This is a genomic window from Rhodococcus sp. RDE2 (genome assembly GCF_020885655.1).
GTDB lineage: Bacteria > Actinomycetota > Actinomycetes > Mycobacteriales > Mycobacteriaceae > Rhodococcus > Rhodococcus pyridinivorans.
This window is the reverse complement of sequence record NZ_AP025186.1, coordinates 4,728,021-4,751,954: the sequence shown is the minus strand read 5'-3', so window position 1 is coordinate 4,751,954 and position 23,934 is coordinate 4,728,021. Positions and strand designations below refer to the sequence as shown.

25 protein-coding genes are annotated in these 23,934 nt (G+C 67.9%); 16 read left to right on the top strand and 9 right to left on the bottom strand.

The annotated features are described in order from the left end of the window. The first annotated feature begins 2 nt into the window (after nucleotides 1–2). A complete protein-coding gene (locus LPH33_RS22135; RefSeq protein WP_229566118.1) occupies nucleotides 3–302 on the top strand; it encodes a WhiB family transcriptional regulator in 300 nt (99 codons plus the stop codon). 13 nt (nucleotides 303–315) lie between these two features. Here LPH33_RS22135 and LPH33_RS22130 read toward each other — a convergent pair whose 3' ends face one another. Continuing rightward, entirely contained in the window at nucleotides 316–1,719 is a 1,404-nt protein-coding gene (locus LPH33_RS22130; protein ID WP_229566117.1) for a PLP-dependent aminotransferase family protein, read from the bottom strand. Nucleotides 1,720–1,756: 37 nt separating this feature from the next. Between LPH33_RS22130 and LPH33_RS22125 the strand changes: the two genes are divergently transcribed. After that, the gene (locus LPH33_RS22125; protein ID WP_229566116.1) at nucleotides 1,757–2,638 is read left to right on the top strand and encodes a DMT family transporter; all 882 of its coding nucleotides are present in this window, start codon (nucleotides 1,757–1,759) and stop codon (nucleotides 2,636–2,638) included. Between the two features lie 3 nt (nucleotides 2,639–2,641). Here the strand turns inward: LPH33_RS22125 and LPH33_RS22120 are convergent, their stop codons facing one another. Beyond that, the gene (locus LPH33_RS22120) at nucleotides 2,642–3,475 is read right to left on the bottom strand and encodes an SDR family oxidoreductase (RefSeq protein ID WP_229566115.1); all 834 of its coding nucleotides are present in this window, start codon (nucleotides 3,473–3,475) and stop codon (nucleotides 2,642–2,644) included. 86 nt (nucleotides 3,476–3,561) lie between these two features. Between LPH33_RS22120 and LPH33_RS22115 the strand changes: the two genes are divergently transcribed. The 5 genes from LPH33_RS22115 (at nucleotide 3,562) to LPH33_RS22095 (ending at nucleotide 9,098) form a co-directional block, all read left to right on the top strand. Next, complete coding sequence (locus LPH33_RS22115) at nucleotides 3,562–5,139, top strand: methylmalonyl-CoA mutase family protein (RefSeq protein WP_229566114.1); 1,578 nt, start codon at nucleotides 3,562–3,564, stop codon at nucleotides 5,137–5,139. Continuing rightward, nucleotides 5,139–5,540: a cobalamin B12-binding domain-containing protein gene (locus LPH33_RS22110; RefSeq protein ID WP_213933437.1), complete on the top strand. Its 402-nt coding sequence runs from the start codon at nucleotides 5,139–5,141 to the stop codon at nucleotides 5,538–5,540. Before LPH33_RS22115 ends, LPH33_RS22110 begins: the two co-directional genes overlap by 1 nt. 41 nt (nucleotides 5,541–5,581) lie before the next feature. Then, on the top strand, nucleotides 5,582–6,538 hold the full coding sequence (locus tag LPH33_RS22105; RefSeq protein WP_229566113.1) for an LLM class F420-dependent oxidoreductase: 957 nt from the start codon (nucleotides 5,582–5,584) through the stop codon (nucleotides 6,536–6,538). After that, nucleotides 6,535–7,596 carry a CaiB/BaiF CoA transferase family protein gene (locus LPH33_RS22100; protein ID WP_229566111.1) on the top strand — a complete coding sequence of 354 codons (1,062 nt, stop codon included), beginning with the start codon at nucleotides 6,535–6,537 and terminating at the stop codon, nucleotides 7,594–7,596. Before LPH33_RS22105 ends, LPH33_RS22100 begins: the two co-directional genes overlap by 4 nt. An 83-nt stretch (nucleotides 7,597–7,679) precedes the next feature. Then, nucleotides 7,680–9,098, top strand: a complete 1,419-nt coding sequence (locus LPH33_RS22095; protein WP_229566110.1) for a DUF4038 domain-containing protein — start codon at nucleotides 7,680–7,682, stop codon at nucleotides 9,096–9,098. 148 nt (nucleotides 9,099–9,246) lie between these two features. On the opposite strand, the gene LPH33_RS22090 is transcribed toward LPH33_RS22095, so the two are convergent. Continuing rightward, on the bottom strand, nucleotides 9,247–10,266 hold the full coding sequence (locus LPH33_RS22090; RefSeq protein WP_060650189.1) for a ferredoxin--NADP reductase: 1,020 nt from the start codon (nucleotides 10,264–10,266) through the stop codon (nucleotides 9,247–9,249). 105 nt (nucleotides 10,267–10,371) lie between these two features. On the opposite strand from LPH33_RS22090, the gene LPH33_RS22085 reads away from it, so the two are divergent. From LPH33_RS22085 to LPH33_RS22065, 5 genes are read left to right on the top strand one after another with little or no spacing between them, the layout of a single operon-like run. Then, nucleotides 10,372–11,781, top strand: coding sequence for a class I adenylate-forming enzyme family protein (locus LPH33_RS22085; protein WP_229566107.1), 1,410 nt, complete (start codon nucleotides 10,372–10,374; stop codon nucleotides 11,779–11,781). Continuing rightward, nucleotides 11,759–12,664, top strand: a complete 906-nt coding sequence (locus tag LPH33_RS22080) for an acyl-CoA dehydrogenase family protein (protein WP_229566104.1) — start codon at nucleotides 11,759–11,761, stop codon at nucleotides 12,662–12,664. The genes LPH33_RS22085 and LPH33_RS22080 overlap by 23 nt, the downstream gene beginning before the upstream one ends. Further along, entirely contained in the window at nucleotides 12,651–13,739 is a 1,089-nt protein-coding gene (locus LPH33_RS22075) for an acyl-CoA dehydrogenase family protein (RefSeq protein ID WP_229566102.1), read from the top strand. Before LPH33_RS22080 ends, LPH33_RS22075 begins: the two co-directional genes overlap by 14 nt. A gap of 1 nt (nucleotide 13,740) precedes the next feature. Continuing rightward, a complete protein-coding gene (locus LPH33_RS22070) occupies nucleotides 13,741–14,508 on the top strand; it encodes an enoyl-CoA hydratase/isomerase family protein (protein WP_229566100.1) in 768 nt (255 codons plus the stop codon). Nucleotides 14,509–14,550: 42 nt separating this feature from the next. Next, on the top strand, nucleotides 14,551–15,441 hold the full coding sequence (locus LPH33_RS22065) for an alpha/beta hydrolase (RefSeq protein WP_420714461.1): 891 nt from the start codon (nucleotides 14,551–14,553) through the stop codon (nucleotides 15,439–15,441). A gap of 47 nt (nucleotides 15,442–15,488) precedes the next feature. On the opposite strand, the gene LPH33_RS22060 is transcribed toward LPH33_RS22065, so the two are convergent. After that, nucleotides 15,489–15,815: a DUF4286 family protein gene (locus LPH33_RS22060; RefSeq protein WP_229566098.1), complete on the bottom strand. Its 327-nt coding sequence runs from the start codon at nucleotides 15,813–15,815 to the stop codon at nucleotides 15,489–15,491. 62 nt (nucleotides 15,816–15,877) lie between these two features. Between LPH33_RS22060 and LPH33_RS22055 the strand changes: the two genes are divergently transcribed. Next, on the top strand, nucleotides 15,878–16,051 hold the full coding sequence (locus LPH33_RS22055) for a hypothetical protein (protein ID WP_229566096.1): 174 nt from the start codon (nucleotides 15,878–15,880) through the stop codon (nucleotides 16,049–16,051). A 73-nt stretch (nucleotides 16,052–16,124) separates the two neighbouring features. Here the strand turns inward: LPH33_RS22055 and LPH33_RS22050 are convergent, their stop codons facing one another. Together LPH33_RS22050 and LPH33_RS22045 are read right to left on the bottom strand one after the other, a co-directional pair. Then, nucleotides 16,125–16,877 carry an SDR family NAD(P)-dependent oxidoreductase gene (locus LPH33_RS22050; RefSeq protein WP_229566095.1) on the bottom strand — a complete coding sequence of 251 codons (753 nt, stop codon included), beginning with the start codon at nucleotides 16,875–16,877 and terminating at the stop codon, nucleotides 16,125–16,127. Further along, nucleotides 16,874–17,641 (bottom strand): SDR family oxidoreductase, encoded by a 768-nt coding sequence (locus tag LPH33_RS22045; RefSeq protein ID WP_229566093.1) that lies wholly within the window; start codon nucleotides 17,639–17,641, stop codon nucleotides 16,874–16,876. The genes LPH33_RS22050 and LPH33_RS22045 overlap by 4 nt, the downstream gene beginning before the upstream one ends. Before the next feature lie 64 nt (nucleotides 17,642–17,705). On the opposite strand from LPH33_RS22045, the gene LPH33_RS22040 reads away from it, so the two are divergent. Genes LPH33_RS22040 through meaB form a run of 3 tightly spaced genes read left to right on the top strand, consistent with a single transcriptional unit; the run spans nucleotide 17,706 to nucleotide 21,172 of the window. Next, nucleotides 17,706–19,145, top strand: coding sequence for a class I adenylate-forming enzyme family protein (locus LPH33_RS22040; RefSeq protein ID WP_229566091.1), 1,440 nt, complete (start codon nucleotides 17,706–17,708; stop codon nucleotides 19,143–19,145). Continuing rightward, on the top strand, nucleotides 19,138–20,277 hold the full coding sequence (locus LPH33_RS22035; RefSeq protein ID WP_229566088.1) for a thiolase family protein: 1,140 nt from the start codon (nucleotides 19,138–19,140) through the stop codon (nucleotides 20,275–20,277). Before LPH33_RS22040 ends, LPH33_RS22035 begins: the two co-directional genes overlap by 8 nt. Before the next feature lie 13 nt (nucleotides 20,278–20,290). Next, nucleotides 20,291–21,172 carry a methylmalonyl Co-A mutase-associated GTPase MeaB gene (gene meaB, locus LPH33_RS22030; RefSeq protein WP_229566085.1) on the top strand — a complete coding sequence of 294 codons (882 nt, stop codon included), beginning with the start codon at nucleotides 20,291–20,293 and terminating at the stop codon, nucleotides 21,170–21,172. Nucleotides 21,173–21,249: 77 nt separating this feature from the next. Here the strand turns inward: meaB and LPH33_RS22025 are convergent, their stop codons facing one another. The 3 genes from LPH33_RS22025 to LPH33_RS22015 are packed head-to-tail and all read right to left on the bottom strand — an operon-like array spanning nucleotide 21,250 to nucleotide 23,881. Then, nucleotides 21,250–22,329: a dihydrodipicolinate reductase gene (locus tag LPH33_RS22025; RefSeq protein WP_229566083.1), complete on the bottom strand. Its 1,080-nt coding sequence runs from the start codon at nucleotides 22,327–22,329 to the stop codon at nucleotides 21,250–21,252. Nucleotides 22,330–22,368: 39 nt separating this feature from the next. Further along, nucleotides 22,369–23,184, bottom strand: coding sequence for an acyl-CoA thioesterase (locus LPH33_RS22020; RefSeq protein ID WP_229566080.1), 816 nt, complete (start codon nucleotides 23,182–23,184; stop codon nucleotides 22,369–22,371). Between the two features lie 46 nt (nucleotides 23,185–23,230). Further along, the gene (locus LPH33_RS22015; RefSeq protein ID WP_213933459.1) at nucleotides 23,231–23,881 is read right to left on the bottom strand and encodes a TetR/AcrR family transcriptional regulator; all 651 of its coding nucleotides are present in this window, start codon (nucleotides 23,879–23,881) and stop codon (nucleotides 23,231–23,233) included. Between the last annotated feature and the right edge of the window lie 53 nt (nucleotides 23,882–23,934).

The window sequence follows — 23,934 nt, the reverse complement described above, 5'->3', positions numbered from 1 at the left end:
ACATGCCCGCGCTGAAGTTGCTCTATCTGCCGCCTCCCGTTACCGAGGAATGGGATTGGCAGATGGACGCGGCTTGTCGCGACTCAGACGGATCGTTGTTCTTCCACCCGGACAACGAGCGGGGCGACGCGAGGGAGAACCGGATGGCCTCGGCCAAGAAGGTCTGCGCTCGTTGTCCGGTGCGGGAGAAGTGCCTGCAGTACGCCCTCGATTCCGGTGAACGCTACGGGATCTGGGGTGGGCTCACAGAGGACGAACGCACCCGGGTGAGGAAGGCCCGCCGGCGCCGCACGAGCCGGTGACGTCCGCTCGCCCTCACCCGCCGGAGACAACTTTTCCGATGACCCGCGCGGCCTCCCGGAAGGCCGCCGGATTCGGTCCTGCGTAGTTGAGCCGGAGGTACTGACCGGTGGGCTCCGCCGGGAACCACTCGTCACCTGCCGCGACGAGCACCCCGGCGGCCTCGCACTCGTGCGCGACGGCCTCGGCGTCGACGTCGTCCGGGAGCCTGCCCCACAGGTTGAGCCCACCGGACGGTAGCCCGTCGACAGCCACATCCGGTGCGAGCTCACGAAGTTCGCTCACGAGAAGGTTGCGGCGCGATTCGAGCTCGCGCCGCACCGCCCGCAGATGGGTCTGCCATGCCGGCTGGGTGACGACGTCGAGCGCGACCGTCTGGAGAACGCCGCTCACATAGACGGATTCGGCCTGCACGTCGGCGAGGATGCGTTCGCGAGCCGGTCCACGCGCGACGATCGCCGCGACCCGCACCGACGGCGCGACACTCTTGGTCAGGGAGCGGACATAGACGACGTGGCCCGAATCGTCGCGGGCGAACAGCGGAACGGACGGGGCCGAGATCCCGAAGTCGTGGGCCCAGTCGTCCTCGATGACGAACGCTCCCGCATCGCGCACGACGTCGAGGACCCGCTCACCGGTCGGCGACGACCATTGCGCCCCGGTGGGATTCGCGAAGTTCGGTTGTGCGTAGAAGGCGCGGGCCCGGGTCCGATCGAAGGCGCGGGCCAGTTCGTCGGGATCGGGCCCGTTGGGTCCGCTGGAAACCGGTACGAGCTGCACGCCGGCCTTCGTGGCCGCGAGGATTGCACCCCAATAGGTCGGTGACTCCACGATGAGGGGATTACCGGCGCCGACGAGTGCGCGGAAGATCGACCCGAGCCCGCTCTGACTGCCAGGGGTGATGATCACGTCGCCCGCGGACGGCGGGGCTGTGCGCGCGTTCGTCGCTTCCGACAGCTCCGCGGCGAACCACTCCTGCAGTTCGGGAAGTCCTGCAGCAGGTGTCCGTCCTACAGCGGCGTCGCTGCGGGCTGCGCGTGAATATGCTCCGCGGACAAGGCGTTCGGGAAGCAGCGTGCGGTCGGGATAGCCCGAGTGGAGTGAGACCACATCGTTGGACACGGTGCGCAGGGCGGCGGAGGCGCGAGGCAACGAGGGAGCCGTTCCGAGCGCTTCCGTCTGCCAGCTGTGATCGATCGTGTTCGACGTGCGGATCCGGCGGACGAAGGTTCCCACACCGGTGCGACTCTCCACGAGACCCCGGGTCTGGAGTGTCTTCAATGCTTTCTGCACCGTGACGGGGCTGACGCCGTACTGCGCGACGAGCGATCTCGTCGACGGCAACCGGGCGCCGGGTGCTGCGGTGGCGATCCACCGGGTCAGTTCCGCCACGAGCTGGGAACTGCTACTGTTCGACATGAGATTGAAGAGTAGCGCTATCGTGTCGGCCGGGCCAGTGCTATCGCCCGATCCTCGCGGGCTCGCCTGGGGTCTGCTCGGCGTCGCAGGCTTCTCCCTGACCGTGCCGCTCACCCGCATCGCCGTCGAAAGTGGAGCGATGTCACCGCTGTTCGTCGCCGCCGGCCGCGCGGTCGTCGCGGCGGTTCTCGCCGCTCTGGCACTCGCGTTCACGGGGCAACGACTCCCGAACACGCATCAGTGGCGCAGGATCGCCGTCGTCACGGGTGGGGTGGTGATCGGATTTCCCACGCTCACCTCGTACGCCCTGACCACGGCACCGGCGAACCACAGCGCGATCGTCATCGCGATCCTTCCGGCCGCGACCGCGGTGGTCGCGGTGTTGCGGGCCCATGAACGGCCGCCGATCCCGTTCTGGGTTGCGGCGGGTGCGGGGACAGTCGCCGTCATGGCCTTCGCGGGCCTGCGTGGCGGAGGTTTCGCGGGATTCGGCCGAGCCGATCTGCTGTTGCTCGGCGCGGTGGTCGCCGCGGCCCTCGGCTATGCGGAGGGCGGACTGCTGGCGCGGGAGATCGGTGCGTGGCAGACGATCTCGTGGGCGCTGGTACTGGGGTCGCCGCTGATGGTGACACTCACCCTGGTCTCGCTCGCCGACGGAGTGCCGCAGGGTGGGGTGACGCACTGGGCATCGTTCGCCTATCTCGGCATCGTCAGTATGTTCCTGGGGTTCTTCGCGTGGTACCGAGGTCTGGCGATCGGGCCGATGGCGCGGGTGGGGCAGGTGCAACTGACCCAGCCGATCATGACGGTCGGCTGGGCCGCCTGGCTGCTGGGAGAGCCGTTGACCTGGGCGGTGGTGGCGGGCGGTGCCGTCGTCGTGCTGTGTGCCGGCACCGCCGTCCGCGTCCGTCGGAACTGAACGTCAGTCCTTGTCGAGGAAGAAATCCCAGCGCGGGTTGTCGCCGCCACCGTACCGCGACAGGTCCGTCACCCCGGCCTCGGCAAGGACGTCGGCGTCGACGAAGCACTGTCCGGTGGTCGTCTTCGCCGGTCGCGAGAGGATCTCGACGGCGGCGTCGGCCATGATCTCCGGGCTGCGGGAGGCGGCGATCAGCGCTTCGCCGTCGGGGGTGTTGGCCACGGCGGAGGTCGCGATGTAGGTTTCGGGCCACAGGCAGTTCGCCGCGACGCCGGCGTCGTCGTATTCGGCCGCGAACCCCAGAGTGAGCAGCGACATTCCGTACTTCGACAGCGTGTACGAAGGGTGTACGCCGAGCCAGTACGGGTTCATGTTGACCGGCGGGGCGATGGTGAGGATGTGCGGGTTGGACGACTCCCGCAGGTGCGGCAGCGCCGCCTTGGAGAGCAGGAACGTTCCGCGGCAGTTGATCTCCTGCATCAGGTCGTACTTCTTCACCGAGAGGGATTCGGTGGGTTCGGTGGCGATGGCGCTGGCGTTGTTGACGCAGATGTCCACACCGCCGAACCGCTCGACCGCCGTGTCGACGGCTCGCTGAACGTCGTCCTCCTTCCGGACGTCGCCCACCACCGCGACGGCCTTGCCGCCGGCGGCCTCGATGTCGGCGACGGCGGTGTGCACCGTTCCCTTCAATTTCGGGTGGGGCTCGGCGGTCTTGGCCAGGAGTACCACGTTCGCGCCCCGGCGGGCAGCGGCGACCGCGATGGCCAGTCCAATACCGCGGCTCGCGCCGGAGATGACCATGGTGCGGTCGCTGAGGGCATTCTGGCTCGACATCGTTCTCCCTGGTCGACTTCGGGTATTCAGCTCTGTTCTCGCCAATGATATTGGCATTCTCTTTTTCTGCAAGTAATGTATCCGGTGTGAACGACTTCGCAGAAACCTCGTCGGGTATCCCGCTCGAGCCTGTCTACGGGCCGGGCGACCGTGCTACCGAACCGCCGGCGCCGGGAAGCTTCCCCTTCACGCGCGGGAACTTCTCCAACGGCTATCGGGGCCGGTTGTGGACGTTTCGTCAGTACTCCGGGTTCGGTACTGCGGAGGAGTCCAACCGCCGCTATCGCTACCTGCTCGACCAAGGCGGCACCGGACTGTCGGTCGCGCTCGATCTGCCGACCCAGTGCGGCTACGACTCCGACGACCCCGAGGTCGGCGAGGAGGTGGGCCGCGTCGGCGTCGCCGTCGACACGCTCGCCGATGCCGAGGTGCTGTTCGACGGCATCCCGCTCGACAAGATCAGTACGAGCTTCACCATCAACGGCACCGCCGCGATCCTGCTGGCGTTCTACGTCGCCGCCGCGGAGAAGAAGGGGGTACCGCGCGAGAAGCTCACCGGTACCATCCAGAACGACATCCTCAAGGAGTACGCCTCCCGCGGCACGTGGATCTGGCCGCCCGAGCCGTCGCTCCGCCTCATCGCCGACACCATCGAGTTCTGTGCCGCGGAAGTGCCGCGCTTCAACGCGATCTCGGTGGCCGGAGCCCACTTCCGCGACGCCGGCGCGAACGCGGTGCAGGAGATGGCGTTCACCCTCGCCGACGGTGTCACCTACTGCGACACCGTGGTCGAACGCGGACGGATGACCATCGATCAGTTCGCCCCGCAGATCTCGTTCTTCTTCTACACCCACGGTGACTTCTTCGAGGAGATCGCCAAATACCGTGCCGGACGACGTCGTTGGGCGACGATCGTGCGCGAACGCTACGGCGCCACCACCGACAAGGCGTCGATGTTCCGCTTCGGGTGTGTCGCAGGTGGGGCGTCGCTGTATGCGCCGCAGGCACAGAACAATCTCGTGCGCGTCGCCTACGAGTCTATGGCGTCGGTGCTCGGCGGCGTGCAGTCGATGTTCACCGCGGCCTGGGACGAACCGTTCGCCCTGCCCAGTGAGGAATCGGCGACCCTCGCGCTGCGCACGCAGCAGATCCTCGCGTACGAGACCGGTGTGACCCGCGTCGCCGACCCCCTCGGCGGGTCGTACTTCGTCGAGGCGCTCACCGATGCGACCGAGGAGCGCATCGTCGAGATCATGGCTGATCTCGAAGAGCACGGCGGTATGGTCCGCGCGATCGAGGACGGCTACCTGCAGGGCCTCATCGCCGACGAGGCCTACAAGATCCACCAGGAGATCGAGAACGGCGACCGGCCGGTGGTCGGTGTGAACAAGTTCGTCTCCGACGAACCCCAGCCCGAGATCTCCACCTACGAACTCGACGCCGAAGGCCGCGAGATGCAGCTGAAGCGACTCGCGAAGGTCAAGGCCGAACGCGACCCCGACGCGGTGCGCACCACACTCGCGGCCCTGTCCCGCGCAGCGGAAGGAACCGACAATCTCATGCATTCCCTGATCGATTGCGCCAACGCGTATTGCACCGTCGGAGAGATGGTCTCCACGCTGAAGAACGTGTGGGGCGAGTTCCAGCAGCCGGTGGTGTTCTGATGACCGCCCGCATTCTCGTCGCCAAGCCCGGACTCGACGGACACGACCGCGGGGCGAAGATCGTCGCGCGTGCGTTGCGCGACGCGGGCTTCGAGGTCGTCTACACCGGAATCCGCCAGAAGGTCGAGGACATCGTCTCGATCGCCGTGCAGGAGGACGTGGCGGTGGTCGGTCTGAGCATCCTGTCGGGTGCGCACATCGCACTCACCACCAAGGTCGTCGAGGGCCTGCGCGCTGCCGACGCCGGCGACATCGATGTCATCGTCGGCGGAACGATCCCCCAGGGCGACGTGCCGAAACTACTCGATGCGGGTGCCGCGGCGGTGTTCCCCACGAGCACACCGCTGGACGTGCTGGTCAGCGAGATCCGCAAGTTGACCGGGACGCCGGACGCGTCCTGACCCGCATCACACATCATCGAGCTCGGGAACCTGGAGGAATCGTGCGTATCGGAGTGATGGTCGGCCCGGAACAGGGTGATACCAACCGCAAGGTCGACCGCATGCTGAAGGACGTCGAGTGGGCAGAATCGGCCGACCTCGACACCGTGTGGGTCCCGCAGATCCCCACCGACTTCGACGCATTGACGGCTGTCGCCCTGATGGGGACGAGAACGTCCCGTATCGAGATCGGTACGGCCGTCGTGCCTCTGCAGGCGCAGCATCCGGTCCACCTGGTGCGGCAGTCGCTGTCGACGCATGCCGCGCTCGGCGGCCGCCTCGCCCTCGGCGTCGGCCCGTCGCACCACTGGATCGTGCAGGACATGCTCGGCCTGCCCTACGACAAGCCCGCGAAGTACACGCGCGACTATCTCGAGGTGCTGAACGCCGCGCGCGACCTGCCGGGTTCGATCGACGTCGAGAACGACACCTTCACGGTCCACAACCCCCTCGACATCGCGCCTGTTGCGCCCATGCCGGTCCTCGTTGCGGCGCTCGGTCCGGTCATGCTGAAGATCGCCGGCGAACTTGCCGACGGCACCGTGCTGTGGATGGCCGACGAACGCGCCATCGCCGAACACATCGCCCCGCGCATCACCAAGGCCGCGGAGGAGGCGGGTAAGCCCAAGCCGCGGATCGTAGCCGGTGTGCCGGTCTGCCTGTGCGCACCCACGGAGGTCGACGTCGCCCGCGAGCGCGCCAATCGCATTCTCGCCGAGGCGGAGATCTCGCCCAACTACCAGCGGCTCCTCGAACACGGGCAGGCGAAGGACATCGGCGACATGGCGATCGTCGGCGACGAGGACGCGATCCTCGCCGGTTTCCGCCGCTACGAGGAGGCCGGCGTCACCGACCTGTCGATGCGACTGCTGCCGATCGGCAACACCCGCGACGAGCTGGTCGCGTCGAAGTACCGCACCCGCGAGGTCGTCGCCGAACTCGTGAAGGAACTGCGGTGACGGCAGGTCCGCTCGCGGGGATCAGAATCCTCGAGGTCGGCCACATCCTCGCGGGCCCGTACGCGACGATGCTGCTGGCCGATCTCGGGGCCGAGGTGACGAAGATCGAGCCACCCACCGGGGATCTTTCCCGCCAGGTGAGCGACGCCTACTTCGCGAGCCTCAACCGGGGCAAGCGCAGCATCTGCCTCGACCTGACGACCGACGACGGCATGCGCCGCCTCGGCGAACTCGCTACCGAATCCCATGCGCTACTGGTCAATCTCAAGCCGTCGGCCATCCGGAAGTTCGGCCTGACCTACGACGCGCTGCGCAGATGGAACGAGAAGATCGTCTGCGTCGCGATCACGGGATACGGGCTCGACGGCGGCGACGATCCAGCCTTCGACTACGTCGTCCAGGCCCAGACCGGTGTCGCGTCGCTGACCGGCGACCCCGACGGACCACCGATGCTGCCCGGTTACTCGGCAGCCGACAACTCCACGGGCATGACCGCCGCGCTCGGTCTGCTCGCGCAGATCGTGTCCGGTCGCGGGGGCCAGGTCGACGTGTCGTTGCGCGACGTCATGCTGTCGCAGCTCAACTACCGCGCCTCGGCATATCTGAACGAGGGCACCGAGCCGCGACGCATGCCGAACGGGGCACACTCGTACTACGTTCCCGCCCAGCTGTTCCCGACCGCCGAGGGCACGCTCGCGCTGTTCGTCACGCACGACGGGTTCTGGCGGATCTTCGCGGCCGAGGCCGGGATCGACGGGTTCCCGATCATGGCCGAACGCGCACAACGGCGCGACGAGGTACTCACCGTGGTCACCGAGGCGCTCTCGCGCGACACCGCTGCCGGCTGGGAGGCCCGTCTCCGCCCCCTCGGGGTGCCGGCGGCCGCGGTCCGTTCGCTGCCCGACGCTCTCGATGCGACTCCCGAGATGGTCGTCACCGCCGGTGATTTCCGCCTGGTGGGCAGCCCGATCCGGGTGCTCGGGTACGAACCGCAGTACGGACCGCCCCCGAAGCTGGGTGAGCACACCGATGCAACGGTGACCGTGGGACCTGCTTGATCCCTCGGCGGGTTCACTGAACGCACTCGCAACCGACGTCCCCTCCGTAGCCTGGACGTACCACGGGCGCGGTAGGGGTGGCGATGAAACGAGCAGTCCTGGCGATGGTGTTGCTCCTGGTCGCGGCCTGTTCCGATGCCGGAGACCAGGAGGAGCCGACGAACGTCCCGGCGGTGGATGCGGAATGCGACGCCGCCGACCATCGCTTCGTCTCGTCCGTCAGCGCCGACGGTCGCCATTTCGAGGATCAGTACGGCGATCCCGTCCTCGTCCGCGGCGACTCGCCGTGGTCGGGGATGGCCGACTGGTCGCCCGAGCAGACCGAGCTGTACTTCACCGACCGTGAGAGCAACGGGTTCAACGCGTCGATCATGTCGGCGATCGTCGTGCCGGTGAACGGCGGGCCGAGCTACGAAGGCGCCACCTTCGACGGCATCGAACCGTTCGTCGACGGCGACATCACGCAGTGGAACGAGGCGTACTGGTCGCGCGTCGACGATTACCTCCGGATCGCGTGCCGCCACGGGAACACGGTGTTCCTGTATCCCATGGACGGATGGAATCTCACCCACGTCTTCGCGTCGACCACGCCGGAACAGGCCTTCGAATACGGGCGGCGGTTCGCTCAGCGGTACGCGGAGTTCCCGAACATCGTCTGGATGACCGGTGGCGACTACTCGCCGGAGGCCGAGGATCTCGCGGCCGGTGCCGAGTCCGACCTCGTGCTGCGCGCGATGCTCGACGGGATTCGAGATGCCGGCTCCGGCGCACCGTTCACGATCCAGCTGGGCTGGGACAAGCTGCTCTCGACGGATCATCCGTTCTGGGAACCGATCGTGGACTGGAACTTCGTCTACACCTACGCGCCGACCTATCAGGCGGTCCTGCAGGCCTACGAGCGTGCCGACGGAACCCGCGACCCGCGACCCGCACTGTTCTCGGAGGGCAACTACGAAGGCGAGAACAACCAGGAGGACACGGCGCCGACCACCGACGAGACACTCCGACGTCAGGCGTTGTGGGCACTGACCTCCGGTTCGCCCGGCGAGTTCCGGGGTTCCGACGACTGGGAGTTCCCGGACGGGTGGGAGTCCCGACTGGACACCTCGGCCGTCGCGCAACTGCGAGCGATACGCGAGCTATGGCAATCGTGGCCGTGGTGGGAGCTCGTGCCGGACATCGACGAACCTCTCGTCGTCGCAGGTCGCGGCACCCCGTGGACGAGCGACGAGATGATCGACGTCCTCGACGACGAGTACGTCACCGCCGCCCGGACACCCGACGGTTCACTCGCCGTCGTCTATGTCCCGACGCAGCGCACGATCCGGCTCGATCCTGCCCTGGTGCCGGAGTCGGCGACCCTCGAGTGGATCGACCCCGCCGACGCGACCGGACCTCGGCAGCCGGCCACTCCCGACGAGAACGGCGACATCTCCACACCTGGGCCGAACGCGGGCGGAGACGAGGACTGGCTTCTCGTGATCACCGGCCGACAGGCGTGAGAGCGCGGAAACCGGCACGTGGTCGACGTCGACGACGTGCTCACCGCCTTACAACGGAACCCGCGCGGGCTTCCTGCGCGGCCGACCTACCGATGAAAATCCGGTTGTTTCGACCGCGTATGACGCCGTCGAAACAACCGAATCGGGATCAGACGTACTTGACCTTGATGTCCTCGCTGTCGGGCACGCCCTGGCAGGTGAGGATGTAGCCGTCGGCGATCTCCTCCTCGGACAGTGCGTCGTTGACACGCATCGTCGCGCTGCCGTGGGTGACCTTGGCGATGCAGGTCGCGCAGTTGCCCGCCTCGCACGAGAACGGCGGCGCCAGGCCCGCGCGACGCGCGCTCTCGAGCAGTGTCTCACCGGCGTGCCGGGGCACGGACACGCGCTGGTTGCCGAGCCGGATCGAGACGGTGCCCGTCACCTCGCCGCTCGGGGCGGACTCCGCCTCCTGGGCGTCCTCGGCCTTGATGGGTTCGGCTGCGCTGCCGAACCGTTCGCTGTAGATGTTGCCGGGGCCGGGGAGCGCGGCCTCGACCATGTCCATGAACGCTTCCGGTCCGCACAGGTAGCTGTCGGCGCCGCCGTCCGATCCGACGAAGGCGCGCACGGCGTCGGGAGTGAGCAGTCCGCTCTCGTCGTCGAAGTGCCGCACCACCTCGAGGCGACCCGCGTACCGGTCGACGAGTTCATCGGTGAGGCTCGCGAAGATCGCGGACGCGCGGTCGCGGTCGGCGATCAGCAGGCGCACCGGCCGGTCGGTCGTCGCGAGTGCGCTCTTGGCGAGCGACAGGATCGGCGTGATGCCGCTTCCGCCGGCGAAGCCGAGCACCGGACCGGCTGCGTCGCGAAGAAGGAAAGTGCCTGCGGGTCGGGTGATCTCGACCTCGTCGCCTTCTGCGATGTTGTCGTGCAGCCAGTTCGAGACGGCTCCGCCGGTCACCCGCTTGACGGTGGTCATCATCTCGGTGTCGGTCTCGGGTGCGCTCGACATCGAGTACGAGCGGTACAGATCGGTGCCGTCGACGTTCACCTTGAAGGTGCAGAACTGCCCCGATCTGTAGGTGAAGGGGCCGTCGAGGGGGGCGAGCACGTAGGTGCGGGCGTCGTCGGTCTCCTTCACGATCCGGGTCACGGTCGCGCGTTGAAACAAAGGTGGTCTCGCCATGGACCGTCTCCTCCTGGTATCAATGTTCTGCAAGAACGAGAGTACTATTCTCATTCAGGAGAGCAAGACCTCTCGACCGGTATTGCTGCGACGCGAGAGAGCACCATGACAGAGCCCACCGTGTTGGCCTTCGAAGACCGCGAGTACACCCTCGCGGAACTCGAGGCGCTCACCTGCGGACTCGCTCGTGTCCTGGCCGATCGCGGCGTCGGCCCCGGCGACCGCGTGGCACTCATGTCGTCGAACCGGCCCGAATTCGTCGTGGCCTACCGAGCCATCGACAGACTCGGCGCCGTCGTCGTCCTGCTGAGTCCGGCCTGGAAAAGCGGCGAGGTCGAGCATGCCCTCCGGCTCACCGAACCGGCCTTCGCCGTCGGCGACAACCCCGTCCTCGCCGCCGCGATGCCGATGCTCGACCTCGACGACCCGATCGAACCCGATCACGGCAACTTCGCCGCAGCCCCCGTGGACCCCGACGCCGATGCACTGCTCGTCTTCAGTTCCGGTACGACGGGCCTGCCGAAGGCCGTACGGCACACCCGCTCCTCGTTCGCCGCGGCCGTGGCGCACTGGCGTCAGGTCCTGGGGCTGACCGCTGACGACCGGCTTCAGATCGTCACCCCGCCCTCGCACATCCTCGGCCTGCTCAACATCGCCACCGTGCTCGACGTCGGTGCATGGATGCGGCTGCACCGGCGATTCGACCTCGACGCGATGCTGAAATCCATCGAGCGCGACCGGATCACCGTCGAGATGGCCGTCGCACCGATCGCCCTCGCGATCGCCTCGCACCCGGACCTCGAATCGTTCGACCTGTCGTCGCTGCGCTACATCATGTGGGGCGCCACACCCGTCACCGCGAGTGTCGCGGAGACCGTCACCCAGCGCACCGGCGTGACGTGGCTGCCGGCCTACGGAGCCAGCGAGGTCCCTGTCATCACCTGCAATCCGGTGGGCGACGCCAGACTCGACAGCGTCGGCGTACCTGCGCCCGGCGTCGAACTGCGGATCGTCGAACTCGGGACCGGCCGGGAGGTCCCGGCCGGCGAGACCGGTGAGATCCAGGTGCGGTCGGCCTCGGCCATGGCCGGATACCTGCCCGACGACGCGACCGCCGGGGCGTTCTGCGACGGCTGGTACCGCACCGGCGACGTCGGGTGGGTCGACGCCGACGACCGGTTGCGGATCACCGACCGCGCCAAGGACATGATCAAGGTCAACGGATTCCAGGTCGCCCCCGCCGAGGTCGAAGCGGTGCTGCACGGCCACCCCGACATCGCCGACTGCGCCGTCTTCGGAACGAAGGACGGTGCGGCCGGCGAGACGGTCGTCGCAGCGATCGCCACCACGGCGACACTCGATCCCGACGACATCTCCAGCTATGTGGCCGAACGACTCGCGTCGTACAAGCGACCGGGACGCGTGATCTTCGTGCCCGACATTCCCCGCCTGCCGTCCGGCAAGGTCTTGCGCCGACAACTCGAGGAGCGCCATGGACGTACGTCTGACCATTGAACAACAGCAGTTGCGCGACGCCGCCGCCAAACTGGCCGACGATCTGGGTGCCCGCTCGGTGTCGGATCTGGACGACGCGGCCCGTCGCGCACGGCTGGAGAAGACCGTCGCGTCGACCGGTTGGCGCTCCCTGCGCTCCGACGGTGCAGCGGGAGTCGAGGTCGCCCTCGTCGCAGAGGAGTTCGGACGAGGGCTCGTCGACGTCCCGTTCTTCGGGCCGGTGCTCGCCGACGACCTGCACCGGCACTTCTCCGACGACCAGCCGACGCGCGCCATTGCCGTCGGTGCGGACGCCTTCGACGCGCACGGCCTCGATCGTGTCCTCGTCCTCCGAGACCGGACGGTGTCGACCGCAGCCGTCGGTGAACCCGCCCCCGGTGCGGACCTGACCCGTTCGTTCGCGACGTTCGCCGAACCGGACGAGACGCTCGGTGAACTCTCCTCCGAGAACGCCGACCGCGCATATGCTCTCGCGCTCATCGTCACGTGCGCCGACCTCGTCGGTGTGTCGCGGGGCGCGCAGGCAGTGGCCGTCGACTACGCGAAGATCCGTGAGCAGTACGGAAACACGATCGGGTCGTACCAGGCGGTCGCGCACATGCTGGCCGAGAGCGAAGCCCTCATCGAAGGCTCGATCAGCGTGCTCCGGCACGCCGCCTGGGCCGTCGACGAGCTGACGCCCGAGGAAGCGATCCGTGCCGCGCGCATCGCCAAGATCTACACCGCGCGCGCCGCGCGCACCGTCTGCGAGACCGCCGTTCAGGTGCACGGCGGGATCGGCAACACCTGGGAGTGCATCGAGCACGTGTACCTGCGGCGGGCCCTGACGTCCACCGAACTGTTCCCCGTGAGCCTGGAGGAGATCGACCTTGGACTTTCGTGACTCGCCGGAAGAAGCCGCATTCCGCGCCCGGCTGCGGACCTGGCTCGCCGATCAGGCCGGAAAGTTCCCCACCTCGGGTGACGAGTACTGGGCTCGGCAGGGCGAATGGCATCAGGCGATCTACAGCGCAGGATTTTTCGGTCTGTCGTGGCCGAAGAAGTACGGCGGGCAGGATCTTCCGCCCGTCTACGACGTGATTCTCGACGAGGAACTCGCCGTCGCGGGGTGTCCGCCGCGGCCGAGCCTGGGTTATCTCGTGGTGGGTCTCGGTCATCACGCGAGCGATGAACTGTGCGAACGGTTCCTGCCCGGCATGATCGACGGCACCGAACGGTGGTGTCAGGGATTCAGCGAGCCCGGCGCCGGTTCCGACCTCGCGTCGCTCACCACCACCGCGACCCGCGACGGCGACGAGTACGTCATCCACGGCCACAAGGTCTGGACGAGCTATTCCGATGTCGCCGACTGGTGCCTGCTGCTCGCCCGCACCGAACCGGATGCGCCGCGGCACCGCGGCATCTCGGCGTTCATCGTCTCGATGCACCAGGACGGCATCGAACAGCGCCCGCTGAAGATGATCAGTGGCGTCACCAAGGAATTCGGCCAGGTGCTGTTCGACGGTGCCCGCGTGCCGGCGAGCCGCAGGGTCGGGGCTCCCGGAGAGGGATGGCGGGTCGCGATGACCGTCGTCGGCCACGAGCGTGAACCGTCCACCCTCGGATTCGCCGCGCGCTACGGCAAGCTCGTGCGTCAGCTCGCCAAGCAGGTCGACGGTCCGCCCCCGCAGGATCTGGCCTGGGCGGCGGTGCAGTCGGAGATGCTGCGCCTGCACGTGCGGAGGCGACTGTCCGAGCAGCTCGACGGTGTCTCGCACGGCTCCGAGGGGTCGCTCGACAAGCTGCTCATGACTTGGGTCGACCAGTCGGTCGGACACGCGGCACTGGCGGTCGCGGGCAGCCGCGACGAGGAACTCCTCGGCTCGTACATGTACAGCCGCGCCCAGTCCGTCATGGGCGGCACGTCGCAGATCCAGAAGAACATCATCGCTTCGCGCATCCTCGGATTGGGGGTCTGACATGTACGGCATGCCCGACGAGATCGAGGTCCGTGCCGAGGGGCCGCTGCGGATCGTCACGCTCAACCGGCCGGCGAAATACAACGCGGTCAACGATCCGCTGCACGCGGGATTGGCCCGGTTGTGGCCGCAGCTGAGTGCCGACCGTGAGGTCCGCGCCGTGGTGCTCACCGGTGCGGGCAAGGCGTTCTCCGCCGGCGGGGATCTCGACTATCTCGCCGAACTGGGGCAGGACGCCGAACTGCGGGCGAAGACCATCGCCGACGGACGCGAGATCGTCCTGGGCATGGCGCGCTGCCGCGTGCCGGTGGTCGCCGCGGTCAACGGCCCGGCGGTGGGACTCGGTTGCAGCCTGGTCGCCCTCAGCGATGTCGTCTACATGGGGGAGGGCACCTATCTCGCCGATCCTCACGTGCAGGTCGGGCTGGTCGCGGCCGACGGCGGTCCGCTGACCTGGCCGCTGCAGATCAGCCTGTTGCACGCGAAGGAGTTCGCCTTCTTCGGGGAGCGGATCCCCGCCCAGCGGGCTCGCGAACTCGGCTTGGCGAACCATGTCGTCGCCGACCCGCTCGCCGAGGCACTCGCGTGCGCCAAGCGCCTGGTGGAACAACCGCAGAAGGCCGTGGAGGCCACCAAGCGGCTGCTGAACATCCACCTCGAACGGGCGGTGCTCGCGAGCCTCGACTACGCGATGAGCGCCGAGGAGATGACCTTCCAGAGCGACGACTTCCGTGCGAACATCGCGAGGATGACCGCAGGAAAGTCGTGATCGGAGGCGCGGTGTGATCGGAGAGGCCGTGTAATCGGACGGTTGCGTTCGCTGTCGAGCTTCCATCCCGATCTGCGGGCGGTGGCGCTGCTCGCTCCACGTCGTGCGGTGACCCCGCGATCGTTGCCGGTGATGCGCATGCTCACCCGCGCGATCCGGGGCACCGACCCGGATGTGTACGTCTTCGAACCGGGCGTGTCGGTCCGCTGGTTCGGCGCTCCGTCCCACGCAGACGCCGAACCAGGTGCGGCCATGTTGTGGATCCACGGCGGCGGGTACGTCTTCGGTCGGGCCGCGCAGGACGACGCGCTGTGCCGGCGGTTCGCCGACCGCCTCGGTATCGCCGTGGCCTCGATCGACTACCGATTGGCACCCGAACATCCCTATCCGACTCCGCTCGAGGACTGCCTGCGCGCCTACGAGTGGTTGCGGAGCCGGCCGGAGGTCGATCCGGCGCGTATCGCGATCGGAGGTGCGAGCGCCGGGGCGGGTCTGGCTGCGGCACTGGCACTTCTGCTCCGGGACAGGGAACTGCCGGCACCGGCCTTCCAACTACTGGCCTATCCGATGCTGGACGACCGCACCGGCACCGGCCCCGCGCACACCCGGATGTGGGATGCGTTCAGCAACCGGTTCGGCTGGACGAGTTACCTGGGTTCGGCCGATCCGGAGGTCGCGGCGCCGGCGCGTCGTACCGATCTGTCGGGCCTGCCCCCGGCCTGGATCGGGGTGGGCACGCACGATCTGTTCCTCGACGAGGACCGCGCGTACGCGGAACGGCTACAGGCGGCGGGTGTCCCGTGTGCTCTGCACATCGTCGACGGAGCCTTCCACGGCTTCGATTCGGTGGCGTCGCGCACGGGGGTCGCGCGTGGATTCTTCGGCGAACAATGCGCCGCCCTGGAAGATGCGCTCTCCCTGAAACGTTCGTAGGGCCGCTACCGGATCCCGGCAGCGGCCCTACGACTTCCGTGCTCCGTTCACGAACGGGGCTTGGCGTACTCCGACTTCACTTCCATGATCCGCATCTTCGGGATCGGGCCGTAGCTGAGCGAGTCCGACATGTTCAGCTGCTTTGCTGCCGCCGCGGCGTGGACGTTGGCCTTGGCCGCCGCGGGATCACCCTCGAGTTCGTACAGGGTGACCGATGGGCCACCGTCCGCGTCGGCGGGGGACAGTCGCGTGGCGCCGACGAACCCGTCGAGGGCCACCACTTCGGGGATGTGCACCTCGTCGTACCACCTGTTGAACTCTTCCAGCCGCTCGGGATGCGACGGGTACGACTCGACGAGCAGGTAGTGCTTCATTCGCGGTCCTGTCTGTGAGAAGGGTTGGTGTCCTGGAGTTGACGCTCCTCGGCAGGACGCTCGTGGGTTCCCTCGGTGGGACCGTCGAGGACATCGAGGAGGTGTACGACCTGTTCGTGAAACGGGAGATCGAACCCGCATACACCGAGATCGGCTTCGAGGAGATCGGTGCCGGGCTGGAACGCCTCCGGCGCAACGAGGTGACCGGACGGCTCGTCGCGCGCTTCGGCCGCTGAGCCGTCGGGTCGGGTTCGCGCACTCGGAAACACGAAGGGAGGCCCGGCGCCGGGCCTCCCTTCGTACGGGACCTCATCCCCTCTCGGGCACGAGGCTCTCCGAACGTTGCACGGTGCCGGATATCCCGTTCGCATCCTGCTGCGCGAGCAGCACCGCGGCGGCGCCCATCGTCTCCGGCGGTTCCACCATCTCGGGCGGGATCTCGCGTCCGCCGCCGCCGGCGGTCCACCCCTCGGTAAGGACGACGCGGGACGGCGCGAGGCAGTTGACCGCGATGTTGTCGTTCCGCAGGTCTGCTGCGAGCCCCACGTAGAGTCGTTCCACCGCGGCCTTGGACACCCAGTAGGCGTTCGAACCGCGATCCGTCATCGTCACGCCACTGGTGGTCACCGCGATCAGCGACCCGCCGCCGCGCTCGCGCAGGTGCGGGATCGCCGCCTTCGTCACCGTGAAGACGCCGGTGAGATTGACGTCGAGGCACAACTGCCAGCGTTTCACCGGTGTCGTCTCGATCGGCCCCATCCACAGCACCCCGGCGTTCGCGACCAGGATGTCGAGCCCACCGAACTCGGCGACCGTCGCGGCGATTGCGGCGTCGACGGACTGTTCGTCGGTGACGTCGCACGGCACCGGGACGGCCCGTCCTCCGGCGTCGGTGATCCGCTTCGCGACCGAGCCGATGGTGCCGGGCAACTTGCCCTCCTGCTCGGAGCGTGCCGCGACCGCCACCGAGGCGCCCGCCTCGGCGAGAGCGACGGCGATCGCCGCGCCGATGCCGCGACTGGCACCGGCGACGAACGCGACCTTCCCTGCGAGCGGGCTCACTTCGGCGGGAACCTCAGTGCACCGTCGAGGCGGATGACCTCGCCGTTGAGGTAGTCGTTCTCGACGATGGACGCAACGAGCGTCGCGTACTCGGCGGGACGACCCATGCGCTTGGGATGCGGGATCTGCGGGCCCCAGTACGCCTCGAGTTGGTCGCCGGCCTTGCCGTAGGCCGGGGTGAGGATCGTGCCCGGGGCGATCGTGTTGACGCGGATGCCGAGCGGCGACAGGTCGCGTGCGGCGACCAACGTCATACCGATGACGCCGCCCTTCGCGGCCGCGTAGGGGAGCTGCCCGATCTGGCCTTCGTAGCCGGCGATGGACGCGGTGTTCACGATGACGCCGCGGGAGCCTTCGTCGTCGAAGGGGTCCTGCTTGGCGATGGCGGCGGCGGCCAGGCGCATGACGTTGAACGACCATGTCAGGTACGACTCGATGGTCTTGGTGAAGTTCTCGAGCGGCATGGCGCTGCCGTCCTTGCCGACGAGGCGTCCGCCGCCGGCCGGACCGCCGTGGCAGTCGACGGAGATGCGCAGCGGCGCGAGCGAGTCCGCTTCCGCGATGGCGGCCGAGACGGATTCCTCGCTGCCGGCGTCGGTGCGCACGTATCGCACACCGAGTTCCTGCTCGAGTTCCTTGCCCTTCTCATCGTTGACGTCGGCGACGACGACCTTCGCGCCCGCCTCGTGGAGACGCCGGACTGTGGCCTGCCCGAGGCCACCCGTGCCGCCGACGACGATCGCGGAGCTTCCTGCTACCTGCATGCTGCCTCCTTCGGGATCCGAGCTCTTGAAAGTAAAGCTCTCTGTCTGTGAGAATAATGTTCTCATGAACCTAAGCATGATTCTAGAAATGGCCGCAAGCACCGGCGAGCGAGCAGTTGCGACCGTCGGGAACCGGACCCTCACCGCTGCCGGTCTCGACGCTCTCGCACGTCGTGCCGCCGCGCAGTTCCGGAATCATCCGGCGGTGCTCTACCTGGGGTCCAACCACCTCGCGTATCCGGTGGCACTGTTCGGTTCGGCACTGGCGGGGGTTCCCTTCGTGCCGCTCAACTACCGCCTCGGCGAGCAGCAACTCGGCGCGTTGAAGGCCAAGCACCCCGGTGCGCTCGTGCTCGAGCAGGACGACCTCGACGCCCTCGTCGACGACTCCTACGCCACAGTCGATCCCGAGCCGCCACTCGAACCGCAGTGGGACGGCGACACGGTCGCTGCGATCATCTACACCAGCGGCACCACCTCGGATCCGAAGCCCGCGATCCTGCGGCACCGGCACCTGCTCGCCTACGTGCTCAACACGATGGAGTTCGGTTCGGCTGCCGAGACCGACGCGTCGCTCGTCTCGGTCCCGCCGTACCACATCGCCGGCCTGACCAACCTGCTGTCGAACTTCTACACCGGTCGCCGGGTGGTGTACCTGCCGGCCTTCGACCCGCAGGTCTGGCTCGAGACGGTCCGACGCGAGCGCGTCACCCACGCGATGCTCGTCCCGACCATGCTCGCCCGCATCGTCACCGCCCTCGGCGACGACACGGCCGACACCCCGACGCTGGCGAGTCTCGCCTACGGCGGGTCGCGCACACCGCGCCCGGTCCTCGAACACGCGCTGCGCGCCTTCCCCGACACCGGCTTCGTCAACGCCTACGGTCTCACCGAAACCGCTTCGTCCGTCGCCGTCCTCGGCCCCGACGACCATCGCACCGCCTTCGACTCCACCGATCCGGCCGTCCGCGACCGCCTCGGTTCGGTGGGTCGCCCGCTGCCCGGGATCGAGATCGAGATTCGTTCCGAGAAGGGCGAACCCGTCCCGGCCGGCGAGACCGGCCTGATCTTCGTCCGCGGCGAACAGATCTCGGGCGAATACGGCAACCGCAGCGTCCTCGATGCCGAGGGATGGTTCTCCACTCGTGATCTCGGCCGGCTCGACGCCGACGGATATCTGTACGTCGAGGGCCGCTCCGACGACACGATCATCCGCGGCGGCGAGAACATCGCCCCCGCCGAGATCGAGGACGTCCTGCTCTCCCATCCGGGCATCGTCGAGGCCGCCGTCATCGGTGTGTCCGATGCCGAGTGGGGACAGCGCATCGTCGCCGTCCTCGTCGGCGACGGTGATCCGGACGAGATCCGCCGGTGGGTCAAGGAACGCCTACGTTCCTCGAAGACCCCCGACAACATCGTCTTCCGGGACGAACTCCCCAAGACCGAGACCGGAAAGCTCTTGCGTCGCACCCTTCTCGCCGAACTGGAGGCCACCCATGCCTGATGCCGTGATCGTTTCCGCCCTGCGCACCCCGATCGGCACCGCCGTCAAGGGCACGCTGCGCGACACCGATGCCTTCGCCCTCGCGGAGCACATCGTCTCCGCGACCGCCGAGGACCTCGACCCGAGCCTCATCGACGACGTGATCCTCGGTGAGGGCCTGTACGGCGGCGGTGTGATCGCCCGGCACGCGGCCCTCACCGCCGGCCTGACCCACGTGCCCGGTCTCGCGCAGAACCGGCACTGCGCGGCGAGCCTGTCGACCGTGCAGTCCGCTGCCGCGAGCATCCGATCGGGCATGGACCGCATCGTGATCGCGGGTGGCGTGAACTCCGCCTCCACCTCGCCGCGGTCGCTCATCCGGAAGGGTGAGGAGTGGGTGCCGTGGATGTCGCCCAGCCACCCCGACAGCCCCGAGGCCCCCAACCGCGACATGTCCATCACCGTCGGCTGGAATGCCGCGGTGAAGGCCGGTGTCAGCCGCGAGGAGATGGACGCGTGGGCGCTGCGGTCGCACCAGGTCGCGATCCGGGCCATCGACGAGGGCCGCTTCAAGGAGGAGATCGTCCCGATCGACACCCCGCACGGCCTGTTCGACACCGACGAGCATCCGCGCCGGGAGACGAGGCTCGAGAAGCTCGCGTCCCTGAAGGTGCTGCATCCGGAAATCGAGGGCTTCAGCATCACCGCCGGTAATGCCTGCGGCGGCAACGACGCTGCGGCCGCACTGGCCATCGCCAGCAGTGATCTCGGTCTGCCCGCGCTCGGCAGGGTCCTGTCGTGGGCATCGGTGGGCGTCGACCCGGCCATCACCGGACTCGCTCCCGTCGAGGCGATCCCGAAGGCGCTCCGCCGTGCCGGACTCACCTTCTGCGATGTCGACCTGTTCGAGATCAACGAGGCGTTCGCCGCGCAGTGCGTCGCGTGCATCAAGCTGCTCGAGATCGACCCCGAGAAGGTCAACGTCAACGGCAGCGGCTGCTCCCTCGGCCATCCGGTCGCCGCGACCGGCGCCCGCATGCTCGTCACCCTCACCCACGAACTGCGCCGCCGCGGCGGTGGCATCGGTGTCGCGTCGATGTGCGCCGGTGGTGGCATGGGCTCGGCCGTCGTGATCGAGGTGCCGGCACCGTGAACCGGGATACGCCGTGAACATCGGTGAACTGATCGACGCGGCACGCGGGGGCTCCCCGCGTGCCGCGGGTCGATTGCTGACTCTCGTCGAGGGGCCGCGCCGGAACGAGGTGCTCGCGCTGCTCGAACCTGCCCGCGCGCGGGTCGTCGGATTCACCGGCCCGCCCGGCGCCGGCAAGTCCACTACCGTCGGGGCGCTCACCACTGCCTACCGCGAACGGGGTCTGCGGGTCGCGGTGCTGGCCGTCGACCCGTCGTCCCCCTACAGCGGCGGCGCACTGCTCGGCGACCGCATCCGCATGGCCGCGCACGTCGGCGACTCGGGTGTGTTCGTCCGGTCAGTGGCCTCCCGCGGACATCTCGGCGGACTCGCGGCCGCCGTCCCCGCGTCGATCCGATTGCTGGCAGCCTTGGGTTACGACGTGATCCTGCTCGAATCCGTCGGTGTGGGGCAGTCGGAGATCGAGATCGCCTCGGTCGCCGAACCCACCGTCGTCATCCTCAATCCCGGTGGGGGAGACGCCGTCCAGGCCGCCAAGGCCGGACTGCTCGAGGTCGCCGACCTCATCGTCGTCAACAAGGCCGACCGCGAGGGCGCCGATCAGACCGTGCGCGATCTCCGTGGAGACGTGAAGGTCCCGATCCTCAAGCTCGTCGCGGCGACCGGCCAGGGCGTCGACGACCTCGTCGACGCGATCGAGGCGCATCAACGGGCCGACACGGCCGAGCGTCGCGCTGCGAGGGCCCGCAGCCAGATCCTGTCCCTGGCACACACCCTCCTGCGCAACCACCCGGAGTTGGAGGTGCTTGCAGAGGCAGTCGCGGAGGGTCGCGACGATCCGTATTCGGCGGCCGCGCGCCTCGTCGAGGGTGTGGGCGTATCCGCGCAGTCGTGATGTTCGCGCGGTGAAACGGGGTTCGCTACCGCTGTAACCGGCGCCTATCCCGTTTCACCGCGTCAACGTTCGTCGTCTCAGGCCAGAACCGGGACGACGAGCGGGAGTTCGACGGTCGTCCGGATCCCAGGCTGCGCCGCGCACACCGCCGCGATCGAGTTCACCGCACGATTGGCGGTGTACGACGGCGAGATCTCGCTCATTCGCTCGAGCGGACTGGGGAAACGCATGTCGATGTCGAGGGGTGCGTCGCCGTCGACGGTGATGTGCCATCCGGTGGCGTGCAGATCCCAGTCGGTATCGAGTTGATCGGTGCAGTACCAGGTGGGCCGGAACCGCATCAGTTCCCGGCCGTCGCGGATACCGGAGACCGTGATGCGTTGCGCGGCCACAGTTCCTGCTTCGATCGTGCCGGCGGCGATGGTGACCGTGGACCGTGCCGTGGCGAGTTCGCCCGTGGTGCGGATGGTGTCGAGGGTCAGGCCGAGTGCGTCGGCGAGGGCAGCCAGCGACGGTCCGAAGTTCGATTCCACGTGGGCGAGCCGGACGTCCGCGAACTCGCTGGCATCACCGCCGAATCCCATGACGTCGAACAGGATTCCGGGCGAGTTCCGCTGGGAGAGATCGGCGTACTCGTCGATCGTGAGATGGTCCAGTCTCCGCTGGATGGATGTGAGTACGAGCGGAACGGCCTCGGTGACGAAACCGGGGCTGCTGCCGGTGCTGTGGATCGACGTACCGCCGAGTGCGCACGCGGCCTCCACGGCCTCGCGCACCACCGGATCCATACCCGTCGGGCGGTGGAACTCTCCACGGGTGGTGACGATGTTTGTGCCGGAGGCGAGGATTCGGCACACTTCGTCGAGGTCGAACAGCAGCGGCATGTACAGCACGCAGTCGGCCCCGAGATCGATGATCTCGTCGGCGTCGTTCGTGGCGCGCACACCGACCGGGTCGCGTCCGCACAACTCGCCCGCGTCGCGACCGGCTTTGTCGTCGCTGTGCACGTACACGCCGACGAGTTCGACGGAGGGATGGTCGATCACCGCGCGCAGCGCGCGGGTGCCGATCGTTCCGGTCGCCCACTGCACCACGCGCAGAGGGCGCGGTGACGGAGTCTCGACGACGGCATTGTCGGGGGCGGACTGTCGTTGCATGGCACCTCGATCTCGATCGGTGTTCGTGGGGAAGGACCGTCAGGGCAGGCGCAACAGGGCTTCCTGAGCGAAAGAGGCTACGAGAGAGCCTTTTTCGGTGAGCAGGTCGCCGCGGCCGAAGCACCGTCCGTGGGCGACGAGGGGACTGTGCTGACGCAGCAGCAACCAGTCGTCGCTGCGGAACGGGCGGTGGAACCACAGATTGTGCGAGGTGACCGCGGACGTGAAGGTCGTTCCGTTGCCGGTGTGGTCGAAGCCGTCGACGGCAAGAAGTGCGGTACCGATGAGGTTGAGGTCGGTGGCGTAGGCAGCGAGTGCCGGCGCGTACGCCTCGTCGACCTCGGAGGTGCGCATCCACATCTCGAACTCGGGTGCGGAGACTCCGCGATCCTCGAGGTCGGTCGTCGCGCGGGTCTCCCACGGGATCAACGAGAACGGGGCGCGCGTGCTCTCGTCGAACACCTGGGGTACGGACGGCACGGTCTGCACCTCGGGGCCGTCCTCGACGACGTGCATGGACACCGATGCCGTGGCGAGGACGCCCTTCGACTGGCGCGCGACCGCCGTCAACGTGGCGAAGGTCCGGCCCTCGTGCAGGCGGGTGATCTCGTAGCGGACGGGCTCGTCGGCGCGTCCTTCACGGGCGAAGACGGTGTGCAGGGATTTGATGCTCTTCTCGGGGCAGGTCAGCTCGGCGGCACGCACGAACTGACCGAGCAGCTGGCCCCCGAAGAGCCGGTGGTATTCGAGGTGCTGATTGCTGCCCTCGAATACCACCGACTCGGGGTGCTCCTCGTCCGGAGGGGACGAGCGCAGATCGAGACAGGCGAGGAGGTCGTTCCACAACTCGGTCACGAACCGAGTGTAAGTGAACTACTCCGATTTGAGAATGGGGTTCTCTCTATGAGGCGGCGAATCCCTGCGAGCAGAAGTTCCAGACCTCGTCGGACGTGATGGGGCGGTTCGTGTTGTCGTCCCCTCCGCTGGACTGAGCGATGAACATCACGGTCTGCATCGTCATGGCAGCCATCCGCTTCGGGTTCAATCCCTCGCGCAGGCTGCCTTCGGCATCGACCTTCTCCATCAGTTCCGTGAACAGCGCGAGCATGGGCGCGTGCGCGACCTTCACCTCTGCGGGGTGGGTGAGCAGCAGCTGGGGAGCGAAGTCGGTGAACAGCGGTCGCTGGGCCGTGGGATCGGGCCGGGACGACTCGAACAGCAACTCCACCGCGACGCGCAGCTGATCGAGAGGAGCCTTCTCGCCGGCGGCAGCGGCGCGGATCTGGTCGGCGGAGCGGCTCAGGGCGTCCTCGAAGAGGGCGAGTAGCAACTCGTGCTTACCGTCGAACTGCAGGTAGAAGCTGCGAAGCGACTGCTTGGAGCGGTCGACGACCTCCTGGACGGTGAAGTCGGTGCTGCCCTTTTCCGTGATGATCGCCTGCGCGGCGTCGAGGAAGCGCTGGACGCGCTGCTCGGCGCGCAGTTTGGCGGTCCGGATGGAGCGCTCGACTGCGCGTTGCTTCCAGGCTGGTTCTTCGCTGGGGCCCGTCACTGCCGGAATCGCCCTGTGTCGCGTGGGGTGGACATAGGAGCACTGTACCGGAG

Bases quoted from the DNA above. Each gene is read 5' to 3' on its own strand.
- LPH33_RS22070 (WP_229566100.1), top strand. From the start codon at position 13,741: ATGTACGGCATGCCCGACGAGATCGAGGTCCGTGCCGAGGGGCCGCTG.
- LPH33_RS22120 (WP_229566115.1), bottom strand. From the start codon at position 3,475: ATGTCGAGCCAGAATGCCCTCAGCGACCGCACCATGGTCATCTCCGGC.
- LPH33_RS22035 (WP_229566088.1), top strand. From the start codon at position 19,138: ATGCCTGATGCCGTGATCGTTTCCGCCCTGCGCACCCCGATCGGCACC.
- LPH33_RS22135 (WP_229566118.1), top strand. From the start codon at position 3: ATGCCCGCGCTGAAGTTGCTCTATCTGCCGCCTCCCGTTACCGAGGAA.
- LPH33_RS22040 (WP_229566091.1), top strand. From the start codon at position 17,706: ATGAACCTAAGCATGATTCTAGAAATGGCCGCAAGCACCGGCGAGCGA.
- LPH33_RS22110 (WP_213933437.1), top strand. From the start codon at position 5,139: ATGACCGCCCGCATTCTCGTCGCCAAGCCCGGACTCGACGGACACGAC.
- LPH33_RS22085 (WP_229566107.1), top strand. From the start codon at position 10,372: ATGACAGAGCCCACCGTGTTGGCCTTCGAAGACCGCGAGTACACCCTC.
- LPH33_RS22090 (WP_060650189.1), bottom strand. From the start codon at position 10,266: ATGGCGAGACCACCTTTGTTTCAACGCGCGACCGTGACCCGGATCGTG.
- LPH33_RS22095 (WP_229566110.1), top strand. From the start codon at position 7,680: ATGAAACGAGCAGTCCTGGCGATGGTGTTGCTCCTGGTCGCGGCCTGT.
- LPH33_RS22025 (WP_229566083.1), bottom strand. From the start codon at position 22,329: ATGCAACGACAGTCCGCCCCCGACAATGCCGTCGTCGAGACTCCGTCA.
- LPH33_RS22060 (WP_229566098.1), bottom strand. From the start codon at position 15,815: ATGAAGCACTACCTGCTCGTCGAGTCGTACCCGTCGCATCCCGAGCGG.
- LPH33_RS22130 (WP_229566117.1), bottom strand. From the start codon at position 1,719: ATGTCGAACAGTAGCAGTTCCCAGCTCGTGGCGGAACTGACCCGGTGG.
- LPH33_RS22045 (WP_229566093.1), bottom strand. From the start codon at position 17,641: ATGCAGGTAGCAGGAAGCTCCGCGATCGTCGTCGGCGGCACGGGTGGC.
- LPH33_RS22080 (WP_229566104.1), top strand. From the start codon at position 11,759: ATGGACGTACGTCTGACCATTGAACAACAGCAGTTGCGCGACGCCGCC.